This window comes from Spirosoma arboris (assembly GCF_009754945.1).
GTDB classification, from domain to species: domain Bacteria; phylum Bacteroidota; class Bacteroidia; order Cytophagales; family Spirosomataceae; genus Spirosoma; species Spirosoma arboris.
In genome coordinates this window covers 639,190-660,107 of sequence record NZ_WPIN01000004.1, presented here as the reverse complement: position 1 = coordinate 660,107, position 20,918 = coordinate 639,190, and the positions used below count along the sequence as shown (strand labels likewise).

Below are 20,918 nucleotides of genomic sequence, written 5' to 3'. Positions count from 1 at the left end.
TGTTTCTGGCGGCAAAATGTTTATTTCCAGCGCAATTATTCATCGGGGGCGTGCTCGTTCATACTGAACCGGCCAGCTAATGGCATTATCCATAGCATGGGCAGCATGCAGTGGAAAATACGGGTCTCGTAAAAACTCGCGGGCCAACAACACCAAATCGGCCTGACCAGTTGCCAGAATCGTATCGGCCTGTTTGGGCGATGTAATTAATCCCACTGCAGCTGTCATGATATCCGCTTCCTGCTTAATACGCTCTGCAAAAGGAACCTGATAGCCGGGCTTCAAAGGAATTTTAGCACTTGCCACATTACCTCCTGTTGAACAATCCACAACATCAACTCCTTTTGTTTTCAGAATACTCGCTAATGCAATCGAATCGTCGGCAGTCCAGCCGCCTTCGGTCCAGTCGGTAGCTGAAATTCGAACAAAAAGCGGTAACTCTTTTGGCCATACGGTTTGGACGCGCTCAAGCACTTCGAGTAACAGCCGTACGCGATTATCGAAGGAGCCGCCGTATTCATCCGTTCGATGGTTGCTCAACGGCGACAGGAATTGGTGTATCAAATAGCCATGAGCGGCATGAATTTCAATCACCTGAAATCCAGCAGCATGTGCACGCTGAGCAGCCGACTGAAAATCAGTCAGTACCTTTTCGATACCTTCTGTAGTCAATGCCACAGGTGCAGGTTCTGATTCCTGGAATGGAATAGCACTGGGCGCTACGGTTTGCCACCCTCGTTCGGCAGTTGGTGCGATCATGTTGCCACCCTCCCAGGGTCGGCGGTGACTGCCTTTTCGTCCGGCATGAGCCAACTGAATACCAGCTATAACACCATTTTGTCTGATAAACTGAGTAATTCGTTTTAACCCTGGAATATGGTCGTCTTTCCAGATTCCCAAGTCATCGGGCGAAATTCGGCCTTCAGGAGAAACGGCTGTTGCTTCCGTAAAAATCAGGCCGGCTCCCCCTACAGCCCGGCTTCCCAGATGCACCAGATGCCAGTCATTTGAGAAACCATCTTCGCTGGAATACTGGCACATGGGCGAAACAACAATGCGATTTTTAAGCTGAATGCTACGAATGGATAGCGGAGAAAAAAGAATTGACATAGCTTTTTAGTAAGACCTAATGGCCTGTAAACATTCGATTCCCGATTATCGTTGATGAAGAAGCTGGTTGGATTAATCTTCATCCAATATTCAATCCAAATAGCATTTAAATCTAATCAAACAACTCAACGATCATGGCAAACGACCCTAAAATTGATCGGCGCGACGACGTAAAGCCGACAGAAGGTGAGCACAAATATGGCGACGTTGAATTCGCCGATCGGACGAACAAAAAATATCCAATCGATACGCCTGAGCACGTTCGGGCTGCGTGGAGTTATATCAACCACAAAGATAACGCAGCCAAATACGACTCGGATGAAGTGAACACCATTAAAGAACGAATTAAAAAGGCTGCGAAGAAACACGATGTGGCTATTCAGGACTAGTAGCCACTAAACTACTAGAACAGGTAAATTAGAAATCAATTATCACTGACAATGAGCTGAATATGCTCATCAAATCTGACATCTAATTGCCAGACTTGATGAGCATATAATTTTTATAGCCACAGGTGAGGTTATTAAATTCTTTCCCGATTCGGTCAACACTCAAGAAGTGTTATTAAATTTGCCCATCAGTTAAACGAATGCTTCCTCTCGGTTGGAATAAGAACCTCCTTGACTCTCGTGCTGACTTATTCAACTATATTAATCGGGGCACTTGAGCGTTAGTATTGTACTATTCGCCTGCTGCACCCAACTTTCGGCTACCGTTCCTCGATTAATTTTGAAGGCCAATTTTATGTTAAAGTCTTAAGAGTGAGGTGCTCAGTCCCAAAAAACCATCCCATAAAGCCCCATCAATTTTGGTTGAATTTCCGCTAAACGCCAGAGCGGATGAGCCTGCATTTTAGCCCATTTTCAATCATTTTTCTACGAAAAAATCAATCAAAAACTCAAAGTACAACCAGTTTGTACTTAATACGGAATGATTAAAGCTATTTACCAAGCATTTTTTTTGTGCATAGTACCCTATCTTCTCCAGGCTCAGTTTATTATTAACTCCCCCATGACCCGGTCGGTCATTCAACGGGATACCGCCAATCGGGCTCAACTTACTATCGCCGGTAAAGCACCAGGAACAGCCGCAACGATCGAAGCTCGACTCATACCCATGGCGGTTGGACAAGGTACGCCTAGTAACTGGAAACTTGTTGCAACTGTCAACGATGATCGAACATTTAGAGGAAATCTAGCGGCCCACGGCGGCTGGTATCGACTCGAGATACGAGCCAAATCTGCCACCACTGTGGTCGCCGATACCGCCGTTAGCCGAGTCGGCGTTGGGGAGGTGTTCGTCATTGCAGGACAATCCAATGCCCAGGGGGGAATCGCCACCGATGTCCCACCAGCCATCGACGACCGAGTCTCCTGCATCGACTTCTTCCAGCGTGACCAGATTGACAGCCAGACATTCCCCTTCCTGTTCAGTCATGTCAGTGCAGGAGCCAGCATTGGACCATCCAATGCGCCCTATCTCTGGGGAATTTTGGGTGATAGTTTGACTAAACGACTCAATGTACCGATTCTGTTTCTGGGGGCCGCCCAGGGAGGCAGTAACAGTACCGAGTGGACCAAAAGTGCTGCGGCAGCACCCATCACCCTCCCCTATCAGCGAGTCAGTACTACACTCTTATACTATATTAGTCGGCTGGGTATGCGAGCCATCTTATGGCATCAGGGCGAAAGCGACAGCGGTATAACTGAACAGACGTACTTTAACAATGTCAGCTCGCTCATCACAAAAAGTCGTCAGCAACTGAGCCATAGCCGTCTGGCCTGGCTGGTCTCGCGGGCCAGTTATATCTCAGGGACAACCAATAGCCAGGTGATTTCGGCTCAGAACCGGTTAAGTCACGAGGTCGCCGATGTGTATGCGGGTCCGGCAACCGATGGGTTGACTGGCCCCGACAACCGTGTGGATGACATCCATTTTGGCGGTCAGGGTCTGGTGCGTGTGGCTAATTTATGGAATCAGAGTCTGACCAACCTGTTTTTCAGTCAGTCGATTCCGTTCTCTCCCTCAGCTGACACGATTCGGACCGATGCAGGCTGGCAAGCTGTTACAAGTGGCACCGTGTTTAGCAGTCTACAGCGGGTCGGGTATCGGTATGAATCGTCGTCGCACAATTTTTTCCTGTTAGTTGGATCAAGTTCGCCCGTCGAAGGGCGGTTGGAGCGGCTGGATAGTGGTGATTTCACAGATACTTCCTGGACTACTCTTACCCGCATAGATACTTCAGGCTATGCCAATCCTGGCTTCAGTGATTATGGGTCGTTACGTTTTTATGCTCCCCAATCGCCTGGCGTGGGGGGTATATCACCAGGAAGTTATCGGTTATCTGTGCGCCCGGTTGGTGACAGTGGTCCAGGTTATCAACTCGAAACGGTCTTACACGATTTCCGCAACACGCTCTTCATTGGCAATGAGCCTACACCGCCCCCGCTCGTTATTCAGCAGGCCGATTTGAGTATGGCCATGCAAACCGACCGACGCATTGTAACAGTAGGCCAGCCGATTACCCATCAGCTATTTGTGATGAACAACGGGCCCCAGGCTGCCACTGGCGTGCGCCTACAGAGTCAGTTACCTGCCGGGCTCTCGTTTATTGATAGCCCACAAGCATCTGTTACGGCACTGAATGGTCTTGTTACAGCAGCATTCGATACCCTGCCCGCCAACACAACCAGGATGGTCACTATCCGAACGGACGTAACAGCGCCAGGACACTATGTTGTGGCCGCTCAGATTACGGCTGCAGACCAATTTGACCCAGACTCTACTCCAAACAGTGGTACAACAGATGGAGAGGACGATATGGCAACAATTGATTTTAGAACCAATGGCATTATCCGCTATGACTCCCCTAATCCCGGTGGACGAACAGCTGCTTCTAGTCCAGTAGATCAGCCTATTCCTGACCCTACCAAAGCCGACCTAAGTTTAGCCATACAAACCAGCAGTACCGTAGAACCGGGCGCATCGCTCACCATCGTTTGTGCCGTAAGTAATGGGCAAGGGCTAGCCGCAACTAATGTCGCGATACAAGTGGTCCTACCTACTGGCTGGCAATTACTTAATACAAATAGTTTCACCATCAGTGGACAAACCGTCACAGGTACACTTGCTCAGGTTCCAGCCGGTAATACTTCGCGGCTTATGTTGGTTGTGCGCGCAGGTTCTACTACCAATCTCGCCCAGCTGACCGGCCAAATCTCCCACGTCGACCAACCCGACCCTGACTCCACGCCAGGCAACGGCTACAATCGTGGCGAAGATGATGAAGCCACCGCTGATGTGCGAGTGCCATGAGCTTAGGTGAACCGTAGAGCGATCACTGCACGAAATGACTAGATTCAACAAGCTACTTCCGGTTTAAAAGCTGCTTTAGCAAGCCTTCTAACTCTGCCTGCTTTTGCTCCAATGTCTGTAGCTTTCGCTGATCCTGCTGACGTTGCTGCTGTTGCAGTTGGTTAGCTTTTTCTAGTTGAATACTATATAAGGTCAACTCCTCCACCTTCTCAAGTAGGGAGGTATTCATCTTAACCAAATCAATGCCTTCCTTTGCCACCTGCCCGGCAGATGGAATGCCGGGCAAATGCCCATGCTGACCAATATAGGCTTCTACAGAGGCCAGCGAACGCAGTTGATAAGCAGGGGTAAAAACTTTATCGCTCCACTCGCTGGCACTACTAATTCGCAGTTGATAGCGAGCTTTCACTACATCACCTTTTTCGTTGACCGTTAGAAATTGATCCGTAGTATAGGCTGGCACACTCCGACTGGTAAGGTGAGTTAGCCGTAGCCCACTGGCATCGGAAGATTCGCTGACGACTTCTAACCGGGTAGCCGGGGCTGAGGTACCGATACCCACGTTGGCTTGATGACCCAGAATAACGGCATTACTGATAGCGACTTGACTGTTAGACCCGATTGCAGTGGCATTATACAAACCATCTTCGGCCTGGCTGTTATAACCCAGCAATATGTTGTCGTCGCCGGTTGTGATGGCAGTGCCCGAGTTGGGGCCAATGATAATATTATTAGAACCCGTAGAGCTATTGAAGCCTGCCCGGTAGCCGCTAAATATATTATAATTACCTGTGGTATTGTTCTGTCCCGCAGAACTACCTATAAACACATTAAAATTACCCAGGTTGCTGAGGTAGCCCGCATTATTACCATTAAATACATTATCATGACCCATGGTATTGTGATACCCCGAATTGTTACCGGTAAATACATTACTCGTTCCGCTGGTGTTGGAATATCCTGCCTGACCACCACTAAACACATTAAAACTACCCGTGTCATTGAGTAAACCGGCGGCTCGGCCCACGAACGTATTGAAATCACCCGTAGTGTTCTGCCGACCCGCTTCATAACCCATGAACACATTTTGGGAGCCCAAGGTCGTCTGCTGACCCGCATCTACCCCGTAAAAACAGTTATTATAACTCATGGTCATTGAGCGGCCTGCACTGTAGCCCACCACCGTGTTTCGGTTGCCTGTCAGACTACCACTGCTACCCGCCCCTGGACCTAACAGCGTGTTAAAGGTGCCATAGGTAGCTGTAGCAGAATTATTGCTGGTAACGACTACGTAATTCCCCTGGGCACTGAGCCAGCCTGGGAGACTGCTCAAAACGATACAGAAAAGTAAACTTGTTTTCATAAACCAATTGATCAAAGTGAGTAGGACTTATCCCAATTGACTCAATATCAGAGAGGAAATCAATGGTTTAATTAAATTTTAATTCACCTTTTGAGCAACCGGTAAATGCCATTTAGCACTAGCGAACTCCTAGTTCAAGCCATCAATTTCTCATTCTGACAGCTACGAAATAACATGATTTGCCTTCTGAATTTGTGAATTCTCTGGGTTGAGTAGCCGTTCTCTAATCTGGCGAAGCGTTTTGATGCTGGCTTTATTACCCACCTTGGCAGTCGCAATGGCCAGTTTTACACAGTGGCGGAGGTTATTCGTACTGGCATACCGGGAGATGGTAAACGGAGTGTCGGGCAAACAGCGGCCCTGGTAATAATCAAGGAGGTCGTCAAGCTCGTTCATATGCAGGAGTATACCAATAGGAACATCTGTTGGTTTGCAAAAACGAGCGTTATTTTTTTAACGGTAGCTATCTGGCTTATCCGTACCAACTAGGGCATAAAAAAAACCCCAACTGCAAGGAAGGGGCTTTTACTATTTATGGGTATATGAACTGCTCTTATGGGTTATTGTTGAACAGCAATCATTTAGAATGTAATTCTGTCATTGGGTCACAAAAAAGCGCTGACTCTAAGAGTGCCAACGCTTCCTAACTAACCCATAAGAGCCTGCTACCTGTTAATAAGAAGCAATCGGCCGCAAAATAAATAACTTAGTATACATTCGATAACTTATTGACTAGACGGGAGCGTTGTTGAGTAGACGGTTGGCTGCTGAACAAACTGTGCCAATTTGTTTAGAGTAGCCTACCCATTATGTAGTGGCGTTTATCCCCAAAATTCCACGTTCCTGTACTTTTTTTTCTAGTTGCTAACAGATTTTGTTGCTTTGAGTCAACATAGCTGATACACCCTTGAAAAATCAATTATCCCTTTATTGGAAATGCCAGTTGACGGGTTGGTCACTGGCCGCTCTTTATTGGGGATACATCGGTATCACAGGCGGGAGGTTTAATATAGCCTTAGGCATTTTTCAGTTTGTTACAGATGTTGCGGTGTATAGCCTGATCACGCACCTGTACCGAAATTTTGCGTTACGACACCACTGGACAGATCTGGAAATCAATCCGTTACTAAAGCGACTTATTCCAGCAGTTTTTGTTTTAGGGCTTGTTTACGTGGTGGTTACTTTAGCCAAAATCTTTTTATTCCGGCTGTGGTTCACCGTTGGACCACAACAAGATTTTTTCCCATTTATCCGGCTTAATGGTGTAACGATTTTTATTGCTGGGGTCAGGCTGATGTCAATATGGCTGCTTGCTTATCATCTATACCATTATGCACAACGGGAAGTTAAGTCTACTAAGGAGAAGGCCCGGCAGGAAATCATCACCCGAGACGCCCGTTTGAGTAATCTCTCCGCCCAACTTAACCCGCATTTGCTGTTCAATTCCTTAAATACGATCAAGGCATTAGTGCTTGATGAGCCGGAGACGGCCAGACATGCAATAGATTTATTATCTGATCTGCTAAGAACAGGTTTGTATACGGGAGATGATGTACTTATTTCGGTCAAGGACGAACTGGAGCTGGTTATATATTACCTGGACCTGGAAAAACTTCGTTTTGAAGAACGATTGACCTATCAGCTGGACTTGGACGATTCGTTGGCATCGGTTCAGGTGCTACGTTTATCCATCCAAACATTAGTGGAAAACGCCCTCAAACATGGAATAAGCACCCGGAAGGCTGGTGGCCTGGTTCGTATCAAGATCTCGAAAGAGGGCGAATTTATCAGGATCATGGTTCAAAATCCCGGTTGTCTTGACTCGCGTATACCCGTGACCGGTGTGGGGTTGGCGAATTTAGCGGAACGGCTACAGCTGAAATTTAATGGTAAAGCCAGTTTACGCCTAGTGAATGAACCAGAGGCTGTTGTCTCCGCTATCGTACAGATACCTATCTCATGAGAAAGATAAACATACTGGTCATCGATGATGAGCGTCATGCCCGATCGGAGCTTAAGCGGCTAATTGCCGGTTTTCCTGAACTGAATTATATCGGTGAAGCAAGGAACGCTGATGAAGCACAACAACTTATCGAGGATAAACAGCCTGATTTGTTGTTTTTAGATATCCAGATGCCAGAACGTACTGGATTTGATTTACTGGAAGCTTTAGCGAATGTACCAGAAGTCATTTTCACTACGGCCTTTGACCAGTATGCCGTAAAAGCATTTGAGGTAAATGCATTGGATTATCTGTTGAAACCAATCCGGGCAGAACGGTTTGCGCAGGCGATCGCCAAATTGACCATGAAATCGGCTTTTTCCGGCCAGAGCAAACAGATTTTTGTAAAGGATCGGGATCAATATCATTTTGTCCGCTGGGAGGAGGTTTATCTGATCGAATCCATGGACAATTACGCCCGGTTATTCTTTGACAGGAAAAATGTCTGGCTGAAGCGCTCGTTGAACCAGCTGGTAAAAACACTGGACGAAGCGATGTTCTTCCGCATCAACCGGGCACAGGTGATCAACATGAATTTTATCCAATCGATTCATACTGCTGAAAATAGTCGATTAACAGTTACGCTGACCACAGGGCAAACCCTGAAGGTTTCAGATAGACAATCGGTCAAACTCAAAAACACAGGCAAAATCTAATTCAATCGATAAACTGAAAAATGACATGAAGAAAAAACTCATGATAGGATTAGTATGCCTTTTCATGGCCACTGCATGCCCGGCACAACCATTTAGATTGGCAACCAAAAATACTGCTGATAGCCTCGGCTTTGCGCAGGCGATGCAGGAACTGGCTACGAGCGTTTTAGCTGTCTATCGGCCCCAAACAGGTCAAAAGGACTCTTTCGATACTATTTTCCGCCTACAGCTGGTGACTGGTCAGTATACAGAAGCGAAAAAGAGCATCGCCCTGGTGCGGTCGTTGTCCAAAGATTCCACAGCAAGTTTATTATACAAACAGTATGAGTTGTTCGCCGAAGCCCGTCTACGACAAAGACAGAGCGGAGGTAGTTTCGGGGTGCACTTTACCCCAATACTGACTACTCTTTTTACAACGTTGGATGATCGACGTGCGTTGATTCTCTCAACGGCTTTTGCCAGTCGGAACGGGTTACTATCGCTGCGAAATGACCTGGATAAACTGCTATCTGGAACGAAAAAGGATAGTCTGAATTTGTCTGAGGCCATAGCGCTTTGTAGTCGGTATACTACCTATCTGGTCTATCAGCATGTTGAACCCATTGCCAGAATCGTATTAAAAGCCGATGATGAACGTCGGTTTATCATTGCCGATAGTGTTCTGATTAAAACGAAAGAAGGCGCAACACTTTCAGCCGTAGTCGTTCGTAAACGAGGGATTACGATTCCTCAACCCACAGCGTTGCTCTATTTTATTTACTCCAATACAGATAGGAGCCTGGCCGAGGCAAAATACGCGGCCGCACGAGGCTATGTGGGTATTGTAGCCGATACGAGAGGAAAACGGCTGAGTCCTGATCCTGTGGAACCCTATGAACATGAAGCCAAAGATGTTAACTCGGTCATCGACTGGATCGTTAAACAATCCTGGAGTAATGGGAAAGTGGGTATGTATGGGGGAAGTTATTCTGGCTTTGCCCAGTGGGCGGCTATGAAGTACCCGCACCCGGCCTTGAAGACAATTGTCCCTTATGTTGCAGCGATTCCCGGCCAGGGTTTGCCGATGGAAAACAACGTGTTCCTGAACGCCAATTATCAGTGGGCGTTTTACGTAACCAACAACAAGTATGTAGATAATGAGGTAAATAATGACAATCAGCGCTGGCGTAGCATGCGTAACCGGTGGTATGAATCGGGGGCAGCCTATGCGAAAATCGACAGCATTGATGGGACGCCTAATCCCTGGCTGCAACGGTGGTTACAACATCCTGCCTATGACGCCTACTGGCAAAGCATGGTGCCTTATGGAGCTGACTTTGCGAACATCACGATTCCGGTGCTGAGCATTACAGGGTATTATGATGACGGCCAGATTTCGGCCATGCAGTATGTTACTGAGCACTATAAATACAAACCCAATGCAGAACATTACCTGATCATTGGCCCTTATGATCACTTTGGCGCGCAGCAGGGAGGCATACCTGTTTTGCGGGATTACAAAGTGGACCCCATTGCCTTAATCAATACGAAGGAAATTACATTTGACTGGCTGGATTATGTGCTGAAGGGAGGCAAAAAACCGGACTTACTAAAAGATAAAATTAATTACGAAGTAATGGGTGCCAATAGCTGGCAACATGTCCCCTCCATCGAGAAGATGAGTGCTACGAGCGTAAAGCTTTATCTGACAGACCAAAAAGAAGGAAACAATTATCGGTTGAGCGTGCAAAAGCCTAAAATCCCCGGAACACTTAAGCAGGAAGTGGATCTGGCCGACCGAAGTACCGCCAACAATGATTATTACCCGGACCCAATTATCAGAAAGGAATTAAATCGAAGTAATGGTTTATTTTTTATTAGCGAACCCTTTGCGCATGCTGTTTCTCTCAGTGGGATGTTTTCTGGAGAGCTGAAAGCGGTCACCAATAAAAAAGATATGGACATTGGTATTGTCCTCTACGAGGTGACACCAGCGGGTGACTATTTTGAGTTGTCTTATTTTTTAGGTAGAGCAAGTTATGCCAAGGATGCAAGCCTTCGGCATCTGTTAAAGCCTGGTGTTATGGAAACCATACCTTTTTCGAAGACCAGATTGTTCAGCCGTCAGGTAAGCAAGGGCAGCCGTCTGCTGGTAGTACTGAATATTGATAAAAATCCTTTCGCGCAAATCAACTATGGTACCGGTAAGGAGGTAAGCCATGAGACGATTAGGGATGCTGGTGAGCCGTTAAAAATTAAGTGGTCTACTGATAGCTTTATCCAACTCCCCTGTCAACAAAATTTCGTTCGCTTTTAATGGACCGGAGTTGCTTAGTTGTTTTGAGTCAACCAACAAAAACGCCAACCCTATTAGAGTCAGCGTTTTTCTAATACGTCTACAGGCCCCGCATCCATTCTTCACAGATAGCAGATCGTAAATACATAGCCAACTATCGTGCCAAAATAGTAACAATAAAAAATGCTAACATCAACGAAATCAGTCAGTTAAATCTTCTTGTTTTAGTCAACCAATTCATCTATTAAACTACAATTATCAACACAATAGAAGGTAATTGCATAAAACAGGCACTTACGAATCAATAACGAATACAGGCAAAAACGACGGTTATTGTGCCCTCAACGTTTAGTAACTACCATCAGTTGATGAAGGTAAAGTATACATAAGATGATTACAGGTGATGAATTCCCGAGATGTGTATTAGTAAATCTATCCTTTTCTTTACTATAAATTCATTATTAATTTCATTAAAATCCGTATTTAATATATAAAAGCTACTGTTCGTTATTTTTGTATATTAAATACGGATTGGCATATATTTTGAAAGAAGCTTAATTAAGTTTACTATTTACAATAAACGTAAATATATAAGCCTATTTAGTTACTGAATTTTATATATACAATCTATTATAAAGCATAATTATACAAACGGCATATTCTTTGAAAAGCCTGTAGACGTATAAATACAATACGTCTACAGACCAAGCATATGTCCTTTACAAAAAAGATTAACGGGCTGAAACAGCCCGTTATAAGTATTGGTGCGCGTTCGTCGCCGAGTTCAGGAAAGACAGGTACGTTCTTTGGGAGTATTAATTGGCGTTCAGCTACTCCCAAACTACTTGTTCTGTCAGTCATTTTTACGCTTTCGGTTGGATTTGCGAAAGCTCAGTGCTCCCTTACAATACCTCATGTCACAACTTCCGGTTGCTATTCTGTTAGTGGAACCAGCAAAGCCACCGTTAGCGTCGAAGTAGCCTGGCAGAATCCACCTGCGAATGGTTACATCGTTGTTACTACAGGAGCACTAAGCCGGACAATCACTCCCGGTGTCATTACGGTGTCGTATGGCGGTGGTGGTACGACTACTCCCAGTGGGTCGCAAACTATTGTTTCTCCCCAAGTTGTAGCCTTCGAAGTGGATGCCAACAGCGCGTCAGGAGCAATAAATGCTCATTTTTCGAACAGTACTTCCTGTTCGGCTACAGCTTCCTACACGGCTCCTGCCCCCTGTCAGCCAATTCTATGTCAGTCAGGAGGGTTAGGTGGTCAGGTTTTTAATGACTACAATGCCAACGGCGTAAAGGAGGCCGCCGAAACCAATGGAGTCGGAGGTATTACGGTCACGGTTTTTCCCTGTATCGGTTCGCCCGTTTCTACAACAACGGACGCCTATGGTAACTGGAGTACCAGTGCATCACTGGCCTACCCAGTTCGGGTGGAATTCACAAATCTGCCAGCGGCTTACTTAGGTAGTTCGACTTTACAGGGTAGTGGTAGTCGTACTACGGTTCAATTTGTGGCAGCCAGTCAGTGTAATGTCAACCTCGGTGTTAACGACCCAATTGATTACTGTCAGGATAATCCGCTCCTTGTTTTGCCAACCTATAGTAGCGGTGACCCCTTAGTATCAGGAGCGGCAGGGTCTTATAGAGGCCTCATCGGCTTCCCTTATAACACGGGGGGAACAAATCTAAGTTTTCCGATGACGTTTACCATTCCAGCGTCAGCAGTGGGCACGCTCTGGGCGCAAGCTTACAGCAAAATCACAAAGCGATTGTTTAGTGCTGCTACACTTAAGCGGCATGCGGGTCTCGGACCGGGTGGTATAGATGCTATCTACATTACCAATCTAACGAATCAGGCCAGTCCACCAACGCCAACCTACTTTAAACTTAGTACGCTGGGCATTAATGTTGGCACCGTGCCAACCAATAGTACCCGTGGTCTGGTAGGCGACAAAACCCTACAGTCATCTGACCCTCAGGCATTCAGTCTGATTGGTACGGTTGGCATTGGCGGAATGAGTCTTTCTTCTGATGGGCAGACGCTCTATCTGATGAACATAAGCAATAGCTCTCTGTATGCATTGGATTTGAGTACGTATAATACGACATTGAACCAGGCCGATATTACACTAAAAGGTGGCCCGTATGCAGTACCTAGTCTTGGTTGTACCAATGGCGTGCAACGTTCGTGGGCGGTAAAGTTTTCGAAAGGCAAGGTATATGTGGGTACCGTCTGCAACGCTCTGTCAGGCACTAAGTCCGATTTGCGGGCAGGGATATTTGCGTTCGATCCCAGCACGAATGCGTTTAATAACCAACCTATTTTTGATTTTCCGTTAACGTACCCAAAAGGATATCCGGAAATACAGACACCTAGCATAACAGGTTGGTTTCCCTGGAGTAATACATTCAGTGACTTTGTTACGACAGGAACATTCGGTAGTGGTTCGAGCTTATCGACCAATGTGATTCGTCCGCAGCCTATCCTAAGTGATATTGAATTTGATATCGATGGTTCTATGATCCTTGCCTTAAGTGACCGGGCGGGGTTACAGACGGGTTTCCGTAACTACAATTTGACTGGTTCGGGAGACTACAGTGGCCGGGTTGGGGGCGATCTGTTAAGAGCATTTTCCCGACAAGGTACCTTCGTACTGGAAAATGCGGCTAAAGCCGGACCGTTTGTTGGTAGTAGGCCTAAAAACAATCAGGGACCTGGCTTTGGCGAATTTTATGTTGATGACTCGGGCGCTGGCGATACAGGTTCTAATCTTTATCATACAGAAATTGGTCTGGGTGCCTTAGCACTCCGCCCTGGTTCAGGTGAAGTGGTCGCGGGTGTGATGGACCCAACCGGCTTGAATACAGACTATCCATTTACGGCCTTTTCTGGCGGTGTTAGACATATGGACAATACAACCGGGTTAGTCAACGATGCCTTTGCCCTGTATTCATCACCAACTACGAATACCCGAGATGGTACATTCGGTAAAGCAACCGGGATTGGTGATTTAGAACTGCTTTGCAGTGAACAACAACTAATTGAAATTGGCAATAGGGTGTGGCTCGACGATGATAAAGACGGTATTCAGGATGCTTGTGAACCTATTCTGGCTGGCGTTACTGTTTCTCTTTATAAAAGTGGAACGCTCATTGCGACAACAATTACAAATGCCAATGGGGAATATTACTTCTCTAGCAAAAGCAAACTAACGACTGGCACCTGGAGTGCAACAGGGGCCGATACGACACTACGGCCTACTACAGCCTATCAACTTCTCTTTGGGAATGGCCAGTTTGCCAGTAATATATTGACAATTAATAATGGCAACTATGCCTTAACAACGGCAAACAGTGTTGCCTCAACAGCCAGCGATCTCAATGATTCGGATGCACAAATAGCTACGGTAGCCGGCCTTACTGCTCCTGTTGTTAGTTTAACCACAGGAGCTTACGGTGTAATCAACCATACACTTGATGTTGGTTTTGTATGTCTACCTACCACTGCCGGGAGTATTAGTACTACACTAGCTACCTGCAATATTGGGATTGGTACGGCCCAAAGTAATGGCCGAATCACGGTAACGAATATCCAAAATGCTAACCGGGCATTTCTAGTCACGACCAGTACTATACCATCCTATACTGCCACAAGTAGCCAGCCTATATCAGCATCAGCCGTATCCTTTACCGGCTTGAGCAATCCGACCAGTACCACCGGCACTACTTATAACGTAGTACTTTATAATGGTCCTTACTGCTATACAGTGATCAGTACGACGTTAGCCCAGGCTAGTTGCTGCATTTTGCAAGGTGTAACTGCGGTTCCATCTGTCTGTACGCCAGCCACAAATCTGTACAGTGTATCGGGCACGGTAAGTCTAACAAATAGTCCAGCTCAAAGCCTAACTATCAGCAGTGGCACGGCTATTCAACTAGTGGACGTATCAGCCGGACAATCGTCGGTAAGCTATAGCCTAACAGGGCTAACCAGTGGAACAGGCAGCCATATCGTTACAGTCGCTTCGTCGGCCACAACTAGTTGTGGTAATAGTGTTAGCGCAACCTACACTGCACCGGCCTCCTGCTCAATTGGTTTGACTATAACCGTTTCGCCGGGCCTATGTCAGACAGCTACGAACGGGTATTCTGTGACTGGAACGATTACGTTAACCAACGCCGTTTCGAGCACCGCTACCATCACCGATGGAACTGTATCGACCACTGTCGCAGTCAATGCAGGGGCCACTTCTGTGCCTTATACGCTGACTGGCTTGGCGTCAGGAACGAATTTGCATATAGTAACTGTCAGTTATGTGGGTAAAACCGCTAGTGTAACTTACTCCGCACCAGCCTCTTGTACCATAGCCGTGGCTCTAAGTGTTTCACCCGGCATCTGTCAGCCAGCGACTAATCAGTATAGTATCTCCGGCGCGCTTTCATTGACCAATGCTATAGCCGGGACCGCGACTATCACTGATGGTGCTATGACCACGACCGTCTCGGTCAGTGCAGGAGCCACCTCCCTACCGTATAGTTTGACGGGGTTGAACTCAGGAACGGGCTTACATACTGTAAGCGTCAGTTATGTGGGCAAAACTGCCAGCTTAACTTATACTGCCCCTGTTTCCTGTACCCTAGGGTCGGCCTTGGTTATTACACCTGGCTCCTGTCAATCAGCCACCAATCAGTATACTTTAACGGGTACGCTCTCGTTGACCAATGCACAGGCGGGTGTCGCTACCTTCACCGATGGAGCGGTGTCCACCACTGTAGCGGTGGGTGCTGGGCAAAGTTCGGTCCCCTTCAGTCTGACAGGTTTAATATCTGGTACAGCCAGTCACACTCTGACAGCGCTGTTCAATGGACAGACCCAGACTCAGACCTACTCGGCACCATCTTCTTGTACCGTCGCCGTAGCGCTGAGTGTTACACCAGGCATCTGTCAATCAGCGACTAATCAATACAGTATCTCCGGTACACTCTCGTTGACCAATGCCGTAGCTGGGACCGCTACCATCACTGATGGGGCTATAACTACGACCGTCTCGGTCAGTGCAGGAGCTACCTCCCTACCGTATAGTTTGACAGGGCTGAACTCAGGAACGGGATTGCATACGGTAACTGTCAGTTATGTGGGCAAAACCGCTAGCTTGACTTACACAGCTCCCGCTTCCTGCACCATAGCTATAGCGCTAAGTGTTACACCTGGAGTCTGTCAACCAGCTACCAACCAGTACAGCATATCTGGTACGCTCTCACTGACCAATGCTATCGCTGGTATGGCCACCATTACAGATGGAATCGCTACTACCACCGTGTCAGTCAGTGCAGGGGCCACTTCGGTGCCTTATCTGTTGAGCGGACTGAATTCAGGTACAGGTTCGCACACGATCACGGTGAGTTATGTGGGCAAAACCGTTAGCTTAACTTATACTGCCCCTATTTCCTGTACCCTGGGATCAGCCTTGGTTACTACACCTGGCTCCTGTCAATCAGCCACTAACCAGTATACCCTGACAGGTACCCTCTCGCTGACCAATGCACAGGCAGGTATTGCAACCTTCACTGATGGAGCAGCATCTACCACGGTCGCGGTGACCGCTGGACAAAGTTCGGTACCCTTCAGTCTGACAGGTTTAATATCTGGTACAGCCAGTCACACTCTGACAGCGCTGTTTAATGGACAGACCCAGACTCAGACCTACTCGGCACCATCTTCTTGTACCGTCGCCGTAGCGCTGAGTGTCAATACGGGAGTCTGTCAATCAGCGACTAATCAGTACAGTATCTCCGGTACACTCTCACTGACCAATGCTATCGCCGGAACCGCTACCATTACCGATGGAACAGCTACTAGCACTGTATCGGTCAGTGCAGGAGCCACTTCGGTGTCTTATCTCTTGAACGGACTGAACTCAGGAACAGGTTCGCATACGGTCACGGTGAGCTATGTGGGCAAAACCGCCACTGTGACTTATTCTGCTCCTGAAACCTGTATTACGCAACTGACGTTGACTAAGCGAGTAAGTCAATCTGTAGCAACTGTAGGTAGTGTGCTTACATACACGGTGATTCTGACAAATACAGGATCAATATCCGCAACGACAACGGTTCGAGACTCGCTCAGCACAGGGGCAACTTATCTACCTGGATCATTTAGTGCACCTGCAGGTACGACCTTCACCGCTGGTTTACCTGTTAGTTTATGGATTGTGCCCAGTATCAGTGCAGGCCAGAGTCTAACGCTAACTTTTCAGGTTCAGGTTGATAGTACGGGGATTCTCTACAACACAGCCAGTATTCCAGGCGATACCAGCCGAGTTTGTACCTCAATACCCATCAAACTCTGCCCAGGTGATGAGTATGCTCTGACAGCACCTGCCGGGCGAGCCGCTTATCGCTGGTATCGGGATGGTCAACTCATAGCCGGTGCGACCACCAATGTACTTAGTGTGACAGCAGGTGGAAGCTACAGTCTGGATATTGACAATATCGCCAACTGTCCTGATTTCTCATGTTGCCCATTGATTATCGAAGTCGACTCACTTCCAAGCTTTCAGGCGGTGGCGAATCCAGCTACCTGCCTAGGAAGTTCAGCTCAAAGTAATGCTAAGTTGGTAATTAGTGGTTTCAAATCGACTCATACTTACCAGTACTCGGCAGGGGCTAGCTTCAACCCAACAGCCTCACTGTCGGGGTCGGCTAAGGCGATTCCTGTAACTGGTATACTAGCCAGTAATTTGGCTAACCCAGTCAACGCTCAGTCTTATACGGTCCGGGTTTATAATCAATCGGGTTGTTACATTGATCAGACAGTGACCTTGATTCCTACAATCTGCGATTGTCCAGTGGAGGTATGTGTACCGTATGTGATTCAGCAAACCAAGCGTCCACGGCGCATTGGAGATCCGATTAACTAAAGGTTGGTCCACTTCCAAACAAAAACAAGTTACCCCAAAGACGCTGGTTATACTACTGGCGTCTTTGGGGCTTTTATCTATTGTACTTACTACTTATCCTTATTGAATAGAACTTTCGTGAATAACTGAGTTTAACATTAATTATTTACTAATCAGCAATTTATCAGTATTAACTAGTAGTAACAGAAAGTTATTGGGGTGCATATTGATCCATAAGTCGATACACTTTATCCCGGCTTCGTTTAATCCTCATTTTTACGGTACTAACCTTGAGGTTATATAACTCAGCAATTTCCTCGACACGCATTCCCTGTTCGTACTTAAGCTTTAGCAGTGTCTGCTCATTAACTGATAAGCTGGCCATTGCCTGTCTCAGCAGTTGAAGAGATTGTTCCTGAGTCTGAGCATCCTGCCATTCAGTCGAATAAGCATCTTGATTAGTTTCTTCGTCAAGTTCGGTAAGCGGCAGTCGTTTGGCTAATTTAAGCTGGCCAGCACAGTAATTGTATGTAATTGAATAAAGCCAGGTTGAAAAACTTGATCGTTCATGAAAAGTATCTAACTTACTAAACATCTTGATAAAGATGTCATGAGTAAAATCATGAGCATTTTCAGTGTCTTTGGTTATAGACAAGCAATGCCGATATACTTTGCTGGCATACCGATTATAGAGCGTCTCGAAGCATTGATTAGGTTGATCCGGCATGTATTCCCGAATCAGGGCTTCGTCGGTTAATAACGTAGACATAAATGGGTAGGGTAGTCGTGGACATGTAGTTTTGTGGCATAAAATTGGCAGTAATACACTCGGTGAATGGCTATTATTCGATGAACAGCATGAATTGACGGTTTTTGGGTAATTATTAGTTTCTTTTTTGCCAGACCAATAAGTTAATGTATCGAGAATTGGCCTCCCGCTCCAGTTTGGCTGTAGAATTCAGCAGGTATCTATCAGGAGAGTTATTTTTTAACCTATATAATTATTAAAAACAGGTATCTATTTTAATAATTATTTACATTAGTGCCTCATATGATACTTATAATTAAAGAAAAACAATTATTGTATACTTAAAATGAATAATATAGACGCGTCATTAACTCAACGGGATCAAAACGAGATAGCGATGCAGTTGAGGAGTCGACTAGTTAATACGCCAATTTATTCGCTGGATCTCGATCGACTAAACGAATTATACGGTGATGATACTGAGTATGCTGTCACTATGTTCGAGACGTTCCTAGAGGAAGTATTACCGGAATTCAGTGATTTTGACAGCTTAATTCAGCAACACCGCTGGGAAGAGGTGCGTCAACTAGCTCATAAACTAAGGCCAACACTCGGTATGGTTGGGTTAACGGATTTAGAAACGTTACTAGCTCAGTTTGAAGAACTGATCATAATGAAAGCCGAATCTCAACGAATTCACCGGCACTGGTACTTATTCCAGTCTGATCTACAAAGTTGTAAACCGCTTGTTCAGACTGAATGGCAACGCCTTCTGACAATAAATAAGCTATGATTCTGAAGTGTATAATCGTTGATGACGAAACGATGGCCCGTAAGGCACTACAACGGCTTTGTGACCAGCACGAGTCCCTGGAGGTAGTAGCTATTTGCGAGGACGCCACTCAGGCCTTGAAAATATTAGCGGAACAGGAAATCGATCTGATTTGGCTGGATGTTGAGATGCCCGAACTGTCAGGGTTTGACTTGTTGGATCGCCTTCCTACTATCCCACAAGTCATTCTGACAACGGGCAAAACGGATTATGCCTTCAATGCATTTCAATATCAGGTAACAGATTACCTGAAAAAGCCCATCGCGCTACCCCGATTTAAGCTAGCCGTTGAAAAGGTTCTGGCAGCTCAAAAGAAAAATGAGCAGGTACGGCAGGGCGATAATAAAGCCATTTATGTAAAGAGTGATGGCCGATACGTTCGCGTTCCCTATGATTCGATCATGTATATCGAAAATACAGGCGACTATGTCAAAATCCTGACTAACCACCAGGCATTTGTAGTCTATACGACCATGAAGTCCTTAGAAGAAAAGCTGGGAACCCAGTTTCTACGGGTGCATCGGTCTTACATCATCAACCTCGATAAAATCGTCGATATTGAGGAGAGTAATTTAGTCGTAGCCTCCAAAGTGATTCCCATCAGCCGCGCCAATAAAGCTGAATTGATGAGTCGGTTAAATTTATTGTAACCAGTCAGCCTTCAAATAGCTATCAGAACAGTAAATTTTATATTCATTCCGTTCTACAATTTGACTAATGTACCGGTCTGCGTTGACGATGTTTCTACCGATGCAGTGCGGGAAAGCCCTTTAAATGGATTGATCCGATGCATTAACCGATACCAAAGCTTACTCATTTTTTGAGTTTGCTTTAGCACTTGTCGTCGCCATCCACCAATAGGGTTATATTGATCCCAGGGAGTCATGCGTAGGTAATGATAAAACTCCTCTTGATAGTCTTTATTAGAATCGTAAGATGTATAAATAGGTTTAATACCCGTAAAGTGAATAATATAGGGATTGGGCTCATCATATTGAGCATAGCAATTCCAACGTCTGTCCAGCTCCAGCCATTGATTGGCTAGCACAACATTAAGACCGTACTGATCAGGAAAGACCGCGTATTTAACATTCTCTTCAATGCAACTAATGACACGTTCGGCAATATTCTGCTCACGCCAGGCAACGGGATTAATCAGCAAAAGGCCCGAATTAAAAATTTTGGTATCAGCCGCTAAACCTAATTCCTGGTAATTACGATACCCACCCCAAGAGCTTCCTACTACTTCGGCCCGGTCTATAACAGCACCTAGCAGTTTATCGCCCAAATCAATTGACCATAAAGGCGTTATGTCCTGATGGGCAATCATATCGACATCCAGATAGACAACTTTAGTCAGCTCCTGAGGAATAAAATAAGGAATAAATAGACGAACAAAGACGTTCCGGGGAAAGGTGGAGCGATCCATAGGTAAAACCACACCTGGAGGCAACGTCTCATCGATGGTTAGCCAATGGACACGAAAGACGGCCGGGTTAATGGCCCGTAAAAGTTTATTTTTGGTTACCGAACGAATACCGTCATTAACCAGATAAAGATCAAATTGAGTAGGTGAAGTAAGCTTTACTTCAATTGACTTGAGTAGGGAGGCTAGTAAGAGGGCAAAGCGATTATCACAAATAGTGACAAGGGCGAGTTTTTGATTCGATGGCATGAGTACATTAATGGGATAGACTAGAAGTT

Annotated in this window: 13 protein-coding genes; 8 read left to right on the top strand and 5 right to left on the bottom strand. The window is 46.1% G+C overall.

What is annotated here, in order from left to right; translation table 11 throughout:
- Positions 1-39: 39 nt before the first annotated feature.
- Positions 40-1,110 (bottom strand): NADPH dehydrogenase NamA, encoded by a 1,071-nt coding sequence (gene namA, locus GO755_RS13795; RefSeq protein WP_157585655.1) that lies wholly within the window; start codon positions 1,108-1,110, stop codon positions 40-42.
- A gap of 134 nt (positions 1,111-1,244) precedes the next feature.
- On the opposite strand from namA, the gene GO755_RS13790 reads away from it, so the two are divergent.
- Both GO755_RS13790 and GO755_RS13785 read left to right on the top strand, forming a co-directional pair.
- Positions 1,245-1,499 (top strand): DUF6582 domain-containing protein, encoded by a 255-nt coding sequence (locus tag GO755_RS13790; protein WP_157585653.1) that lies wholly within the window; start codon positions 1,245-1,247, stop codon positions 1,497-1,499.
- A gap of 541 nt (positions 1,500-2,040) precedes the next feature.
- On the top strand, positions 2,041-4,425 hold the full coding sequence (locus GO755_RS13785; RefSeq protein WP_157585651.1) for a sialate O-acetylesterase: 2,385 nt from the start codon (positions 2,041-2,043) through the stop codon (positions 4,423-4,425).
- Positions 4,426-4,477: 52 nt separating this feature from the next.
- On the opposite strand, the gene GO755_RS13780 is transcribed toward GO755_RS13785, so the two are convergent.
- Together GO755_RS13780 and GO755_RS13775 are read right to left on the bottom strand one after the other, a co-directional pair.
- Complete coding sequence (locus GO755_RS13780; RefSeq protein WP_157585649.1) at positions 4,478-5,788, bottom strand: hypothetical protein; 1,311 nt, start codon at positions 5,786-5,788, stop codon at positions 4,478-4,480.
- 162 nt (positions 5,789-5,950) lie between these two features.
- Positions 5,951-6,184: a DUF6965 family protein gene (locus GO755_RS13775; RefSeq protein ID WP_157585647.1), complete on the bottom strand. Its 234-nt coding sequence runs from the start codon at positions 6,182-6,184 to the stop codon at positions 5,951-5,953.
- 511 nt (positions 6,185-6,695) lie between these two features.
- Here GO755_RS13775 and GO755_RS13770 point away from each other — a divergent pair.
- The 4 genes from GO755_RS13770 to GO755_RS13755 all read left to right on the top strand — a co-directional run bounded on the left by GO755_RS13770 (position 6,696) and on the right by GO755_RS13755 (position 17,655).
- Positions 6,696-7,751, top strand: a complete 1,056-nt coding sequence (locus tag GO755_RS13770; protein WP_157585645.1) for a sensor histidine kinase — start codon at positions 6,696-6,698, stop codon at positions 7,749-7,751.
- Positions 7,748-8,446, top strand: coding sequence for a LytR/AlgR family response regulator transcription factor (locus tag GO755_RS13765; protein ID WP_157585643.1), 699 nt, complete (start codon positions 7,748-7,750; stop codon positions 8,444-8,446). The genes GO755_RS13770 and GO755_RS13765 overlap by 4 nt, the downstream gene beginning before the upstream one ends.
- Before the next feature lie 97 nt (positions 8,447-8,543).
- On the top strand, positions 8,544-10,742 hold the full coding sequence (locus GO755_RS13760) for a CocE/NonD family hydrolase (protein ID WP_227686949.1): 2,199 nt from the start codon (positions 8,544-8,546) through the stop codon (positions 10,740-10,742).
- A gap of 691 nt (positions 10,743-11,433) precedes the next feature.
- On the top strand, positions 11,434-17,655 hold the full coding sequence (locus tag GO755_RS13755) for an SdrD B-like domain-containing protein (protein WP_157585641.1): 6,222 nt from the start codon (positions 11,434-11,436) through the stop codon (positions 17,653-17,655).
- A 190-nt stretch (positions 17,656-17,845) separates the two neighbouring features.
- Here GO755_RS13755 and GO755_RS13750 read toward each other — a convergent pair whose 3' ends face one another.
- Positions 17,846-18,403 carry an RNA polymerase sigma factor gene (locus GO755_RS13750; protein WP_157585639.1) on the bottom strand — a complete coding sequence of 186 codons (558 nt, stop codon included), beginning with the start codon at positions 18,401-18,403 and terminating at the stop codon, positions 17,846-17,848.
- A gap of 325 nt (positions 18,404-18,728) precedes the next feature.
- Here GO755_RS13750 and GO755_RS13745 point away from each other — a divergent pair, with 325 nt between their 5' ends.
- On the top strand, positions 18,729-19,175 hold the full coding sequence (locus GO755_RS13745; protein ID WP_157585637.1) for an Hpt domain-containing protein: 447 nt from the start codon (positions 18,729-18,731) through the stop codon (positions 19,173-19,175).
- A complete protein-coding gene (locus GO755_RS13740) occupies positions 19,172-19,864 on the top strand; it encodes a LytR/AlgR family response regulator transcription factor (protein WP_157585635.1) in 693 nt (230 codons plus the stop codon). The genes GO755_RS13745 and GO755_RS13740 overlap by 4 nt, the downstream gene beginning before the upstream one ends.
- A gap of 53 nt (positions 19,865-19,917) precedes the next feature.
- Here GO755_RS13740 and GO755_RS13735 read toward each other — a convergent pair whose 3' ends face one another.
- Positions 19,918-20,889: a glycosyltransferase family 8 protein gene (locus GO755_RS13735; protein WP_157585633.1), complete on the bottom strand. Its 972-nt coding sequence runs from the start codon at positions 20,887-20,889 to the stop codon at positions 19,918-19,920.
- Between the last annotated feature and the right edge of the window lie 29 nt (positions 20,890-20,918).

Coding starts and splice junctions, on each gene's coding strand:
- namA (WP_157585655.1), bottom strand. CDS start 1,110: ATGTCAATTCTTTTTTCTCCGCTATCCATTCGTAGCATTCAGCTTAAA.
- GO755_RS13790 (WP_157585653.1), top strand. CDS start 1,245: ATGGCAAACGACCCTAAAATTGATCGGCGCGACGACGTAAAGCCGACA.
- GO755_RS13785 (WP_157585651.1), top strand. CDS start 2,041: ATGATTAAAGCTATTTACCAAGCATTTTTTTTGTGCATAGTACCCTAT.
- GO755_RS13780 (WP_157585649.1), bottom strand. CDS start 5,788: ATGAAAACAAGTTTACTTTTCTGTATCGTTTTGAGCAGTCTCCCAGGC.
- GO755_RS13775 (WP_157585647.1), bottom strand. CDS start 6,184: ATGAACGAGCTTGACGACCTCCTTGATTATTACCAGGGCCGCTGTTTG.
- GO755_RS13765 (WP_157585643.1), top strand. CDS start 7,748: ATGAGAAAGATAAACATACTGGTCATCGATGATGAGCGTCATGCCCGA.
- GO755_RS13755 (WP_157585641.1), top strand. CDS start 11,434: ATGTCCTTTACAAAAAAGATTAACGGGCTGAAACAGCCCGTTATAAGT.
- GO755_RS13750 (WP_157585639.1), bottom strand. CDS start 18,403: ATGTCTACGTTATTAACCGACGAAGCCCTGATTCGGGAATACATGCCG.
- GO755_RS13745 (WP_157585637.1), top strand. CDS start 18,729: ATGAATAATATAGACGCGTCATTAACTCAACGGGATCAAAACGAGATA.
- GO755_RS13740 (WP_157585635.1), top strand. CDS start 19,172: ATGATTCTGAAGTGTATAATCGTTGATGACGAAACGATGGCCCGTAAG.
- GO755_RS13735 (WP_157585633.1), bottom strand. CDS start 20,889: ATGCCATCGAATCAAAAACTCGCCCTTGTCACTATTTGTGATAATCGC.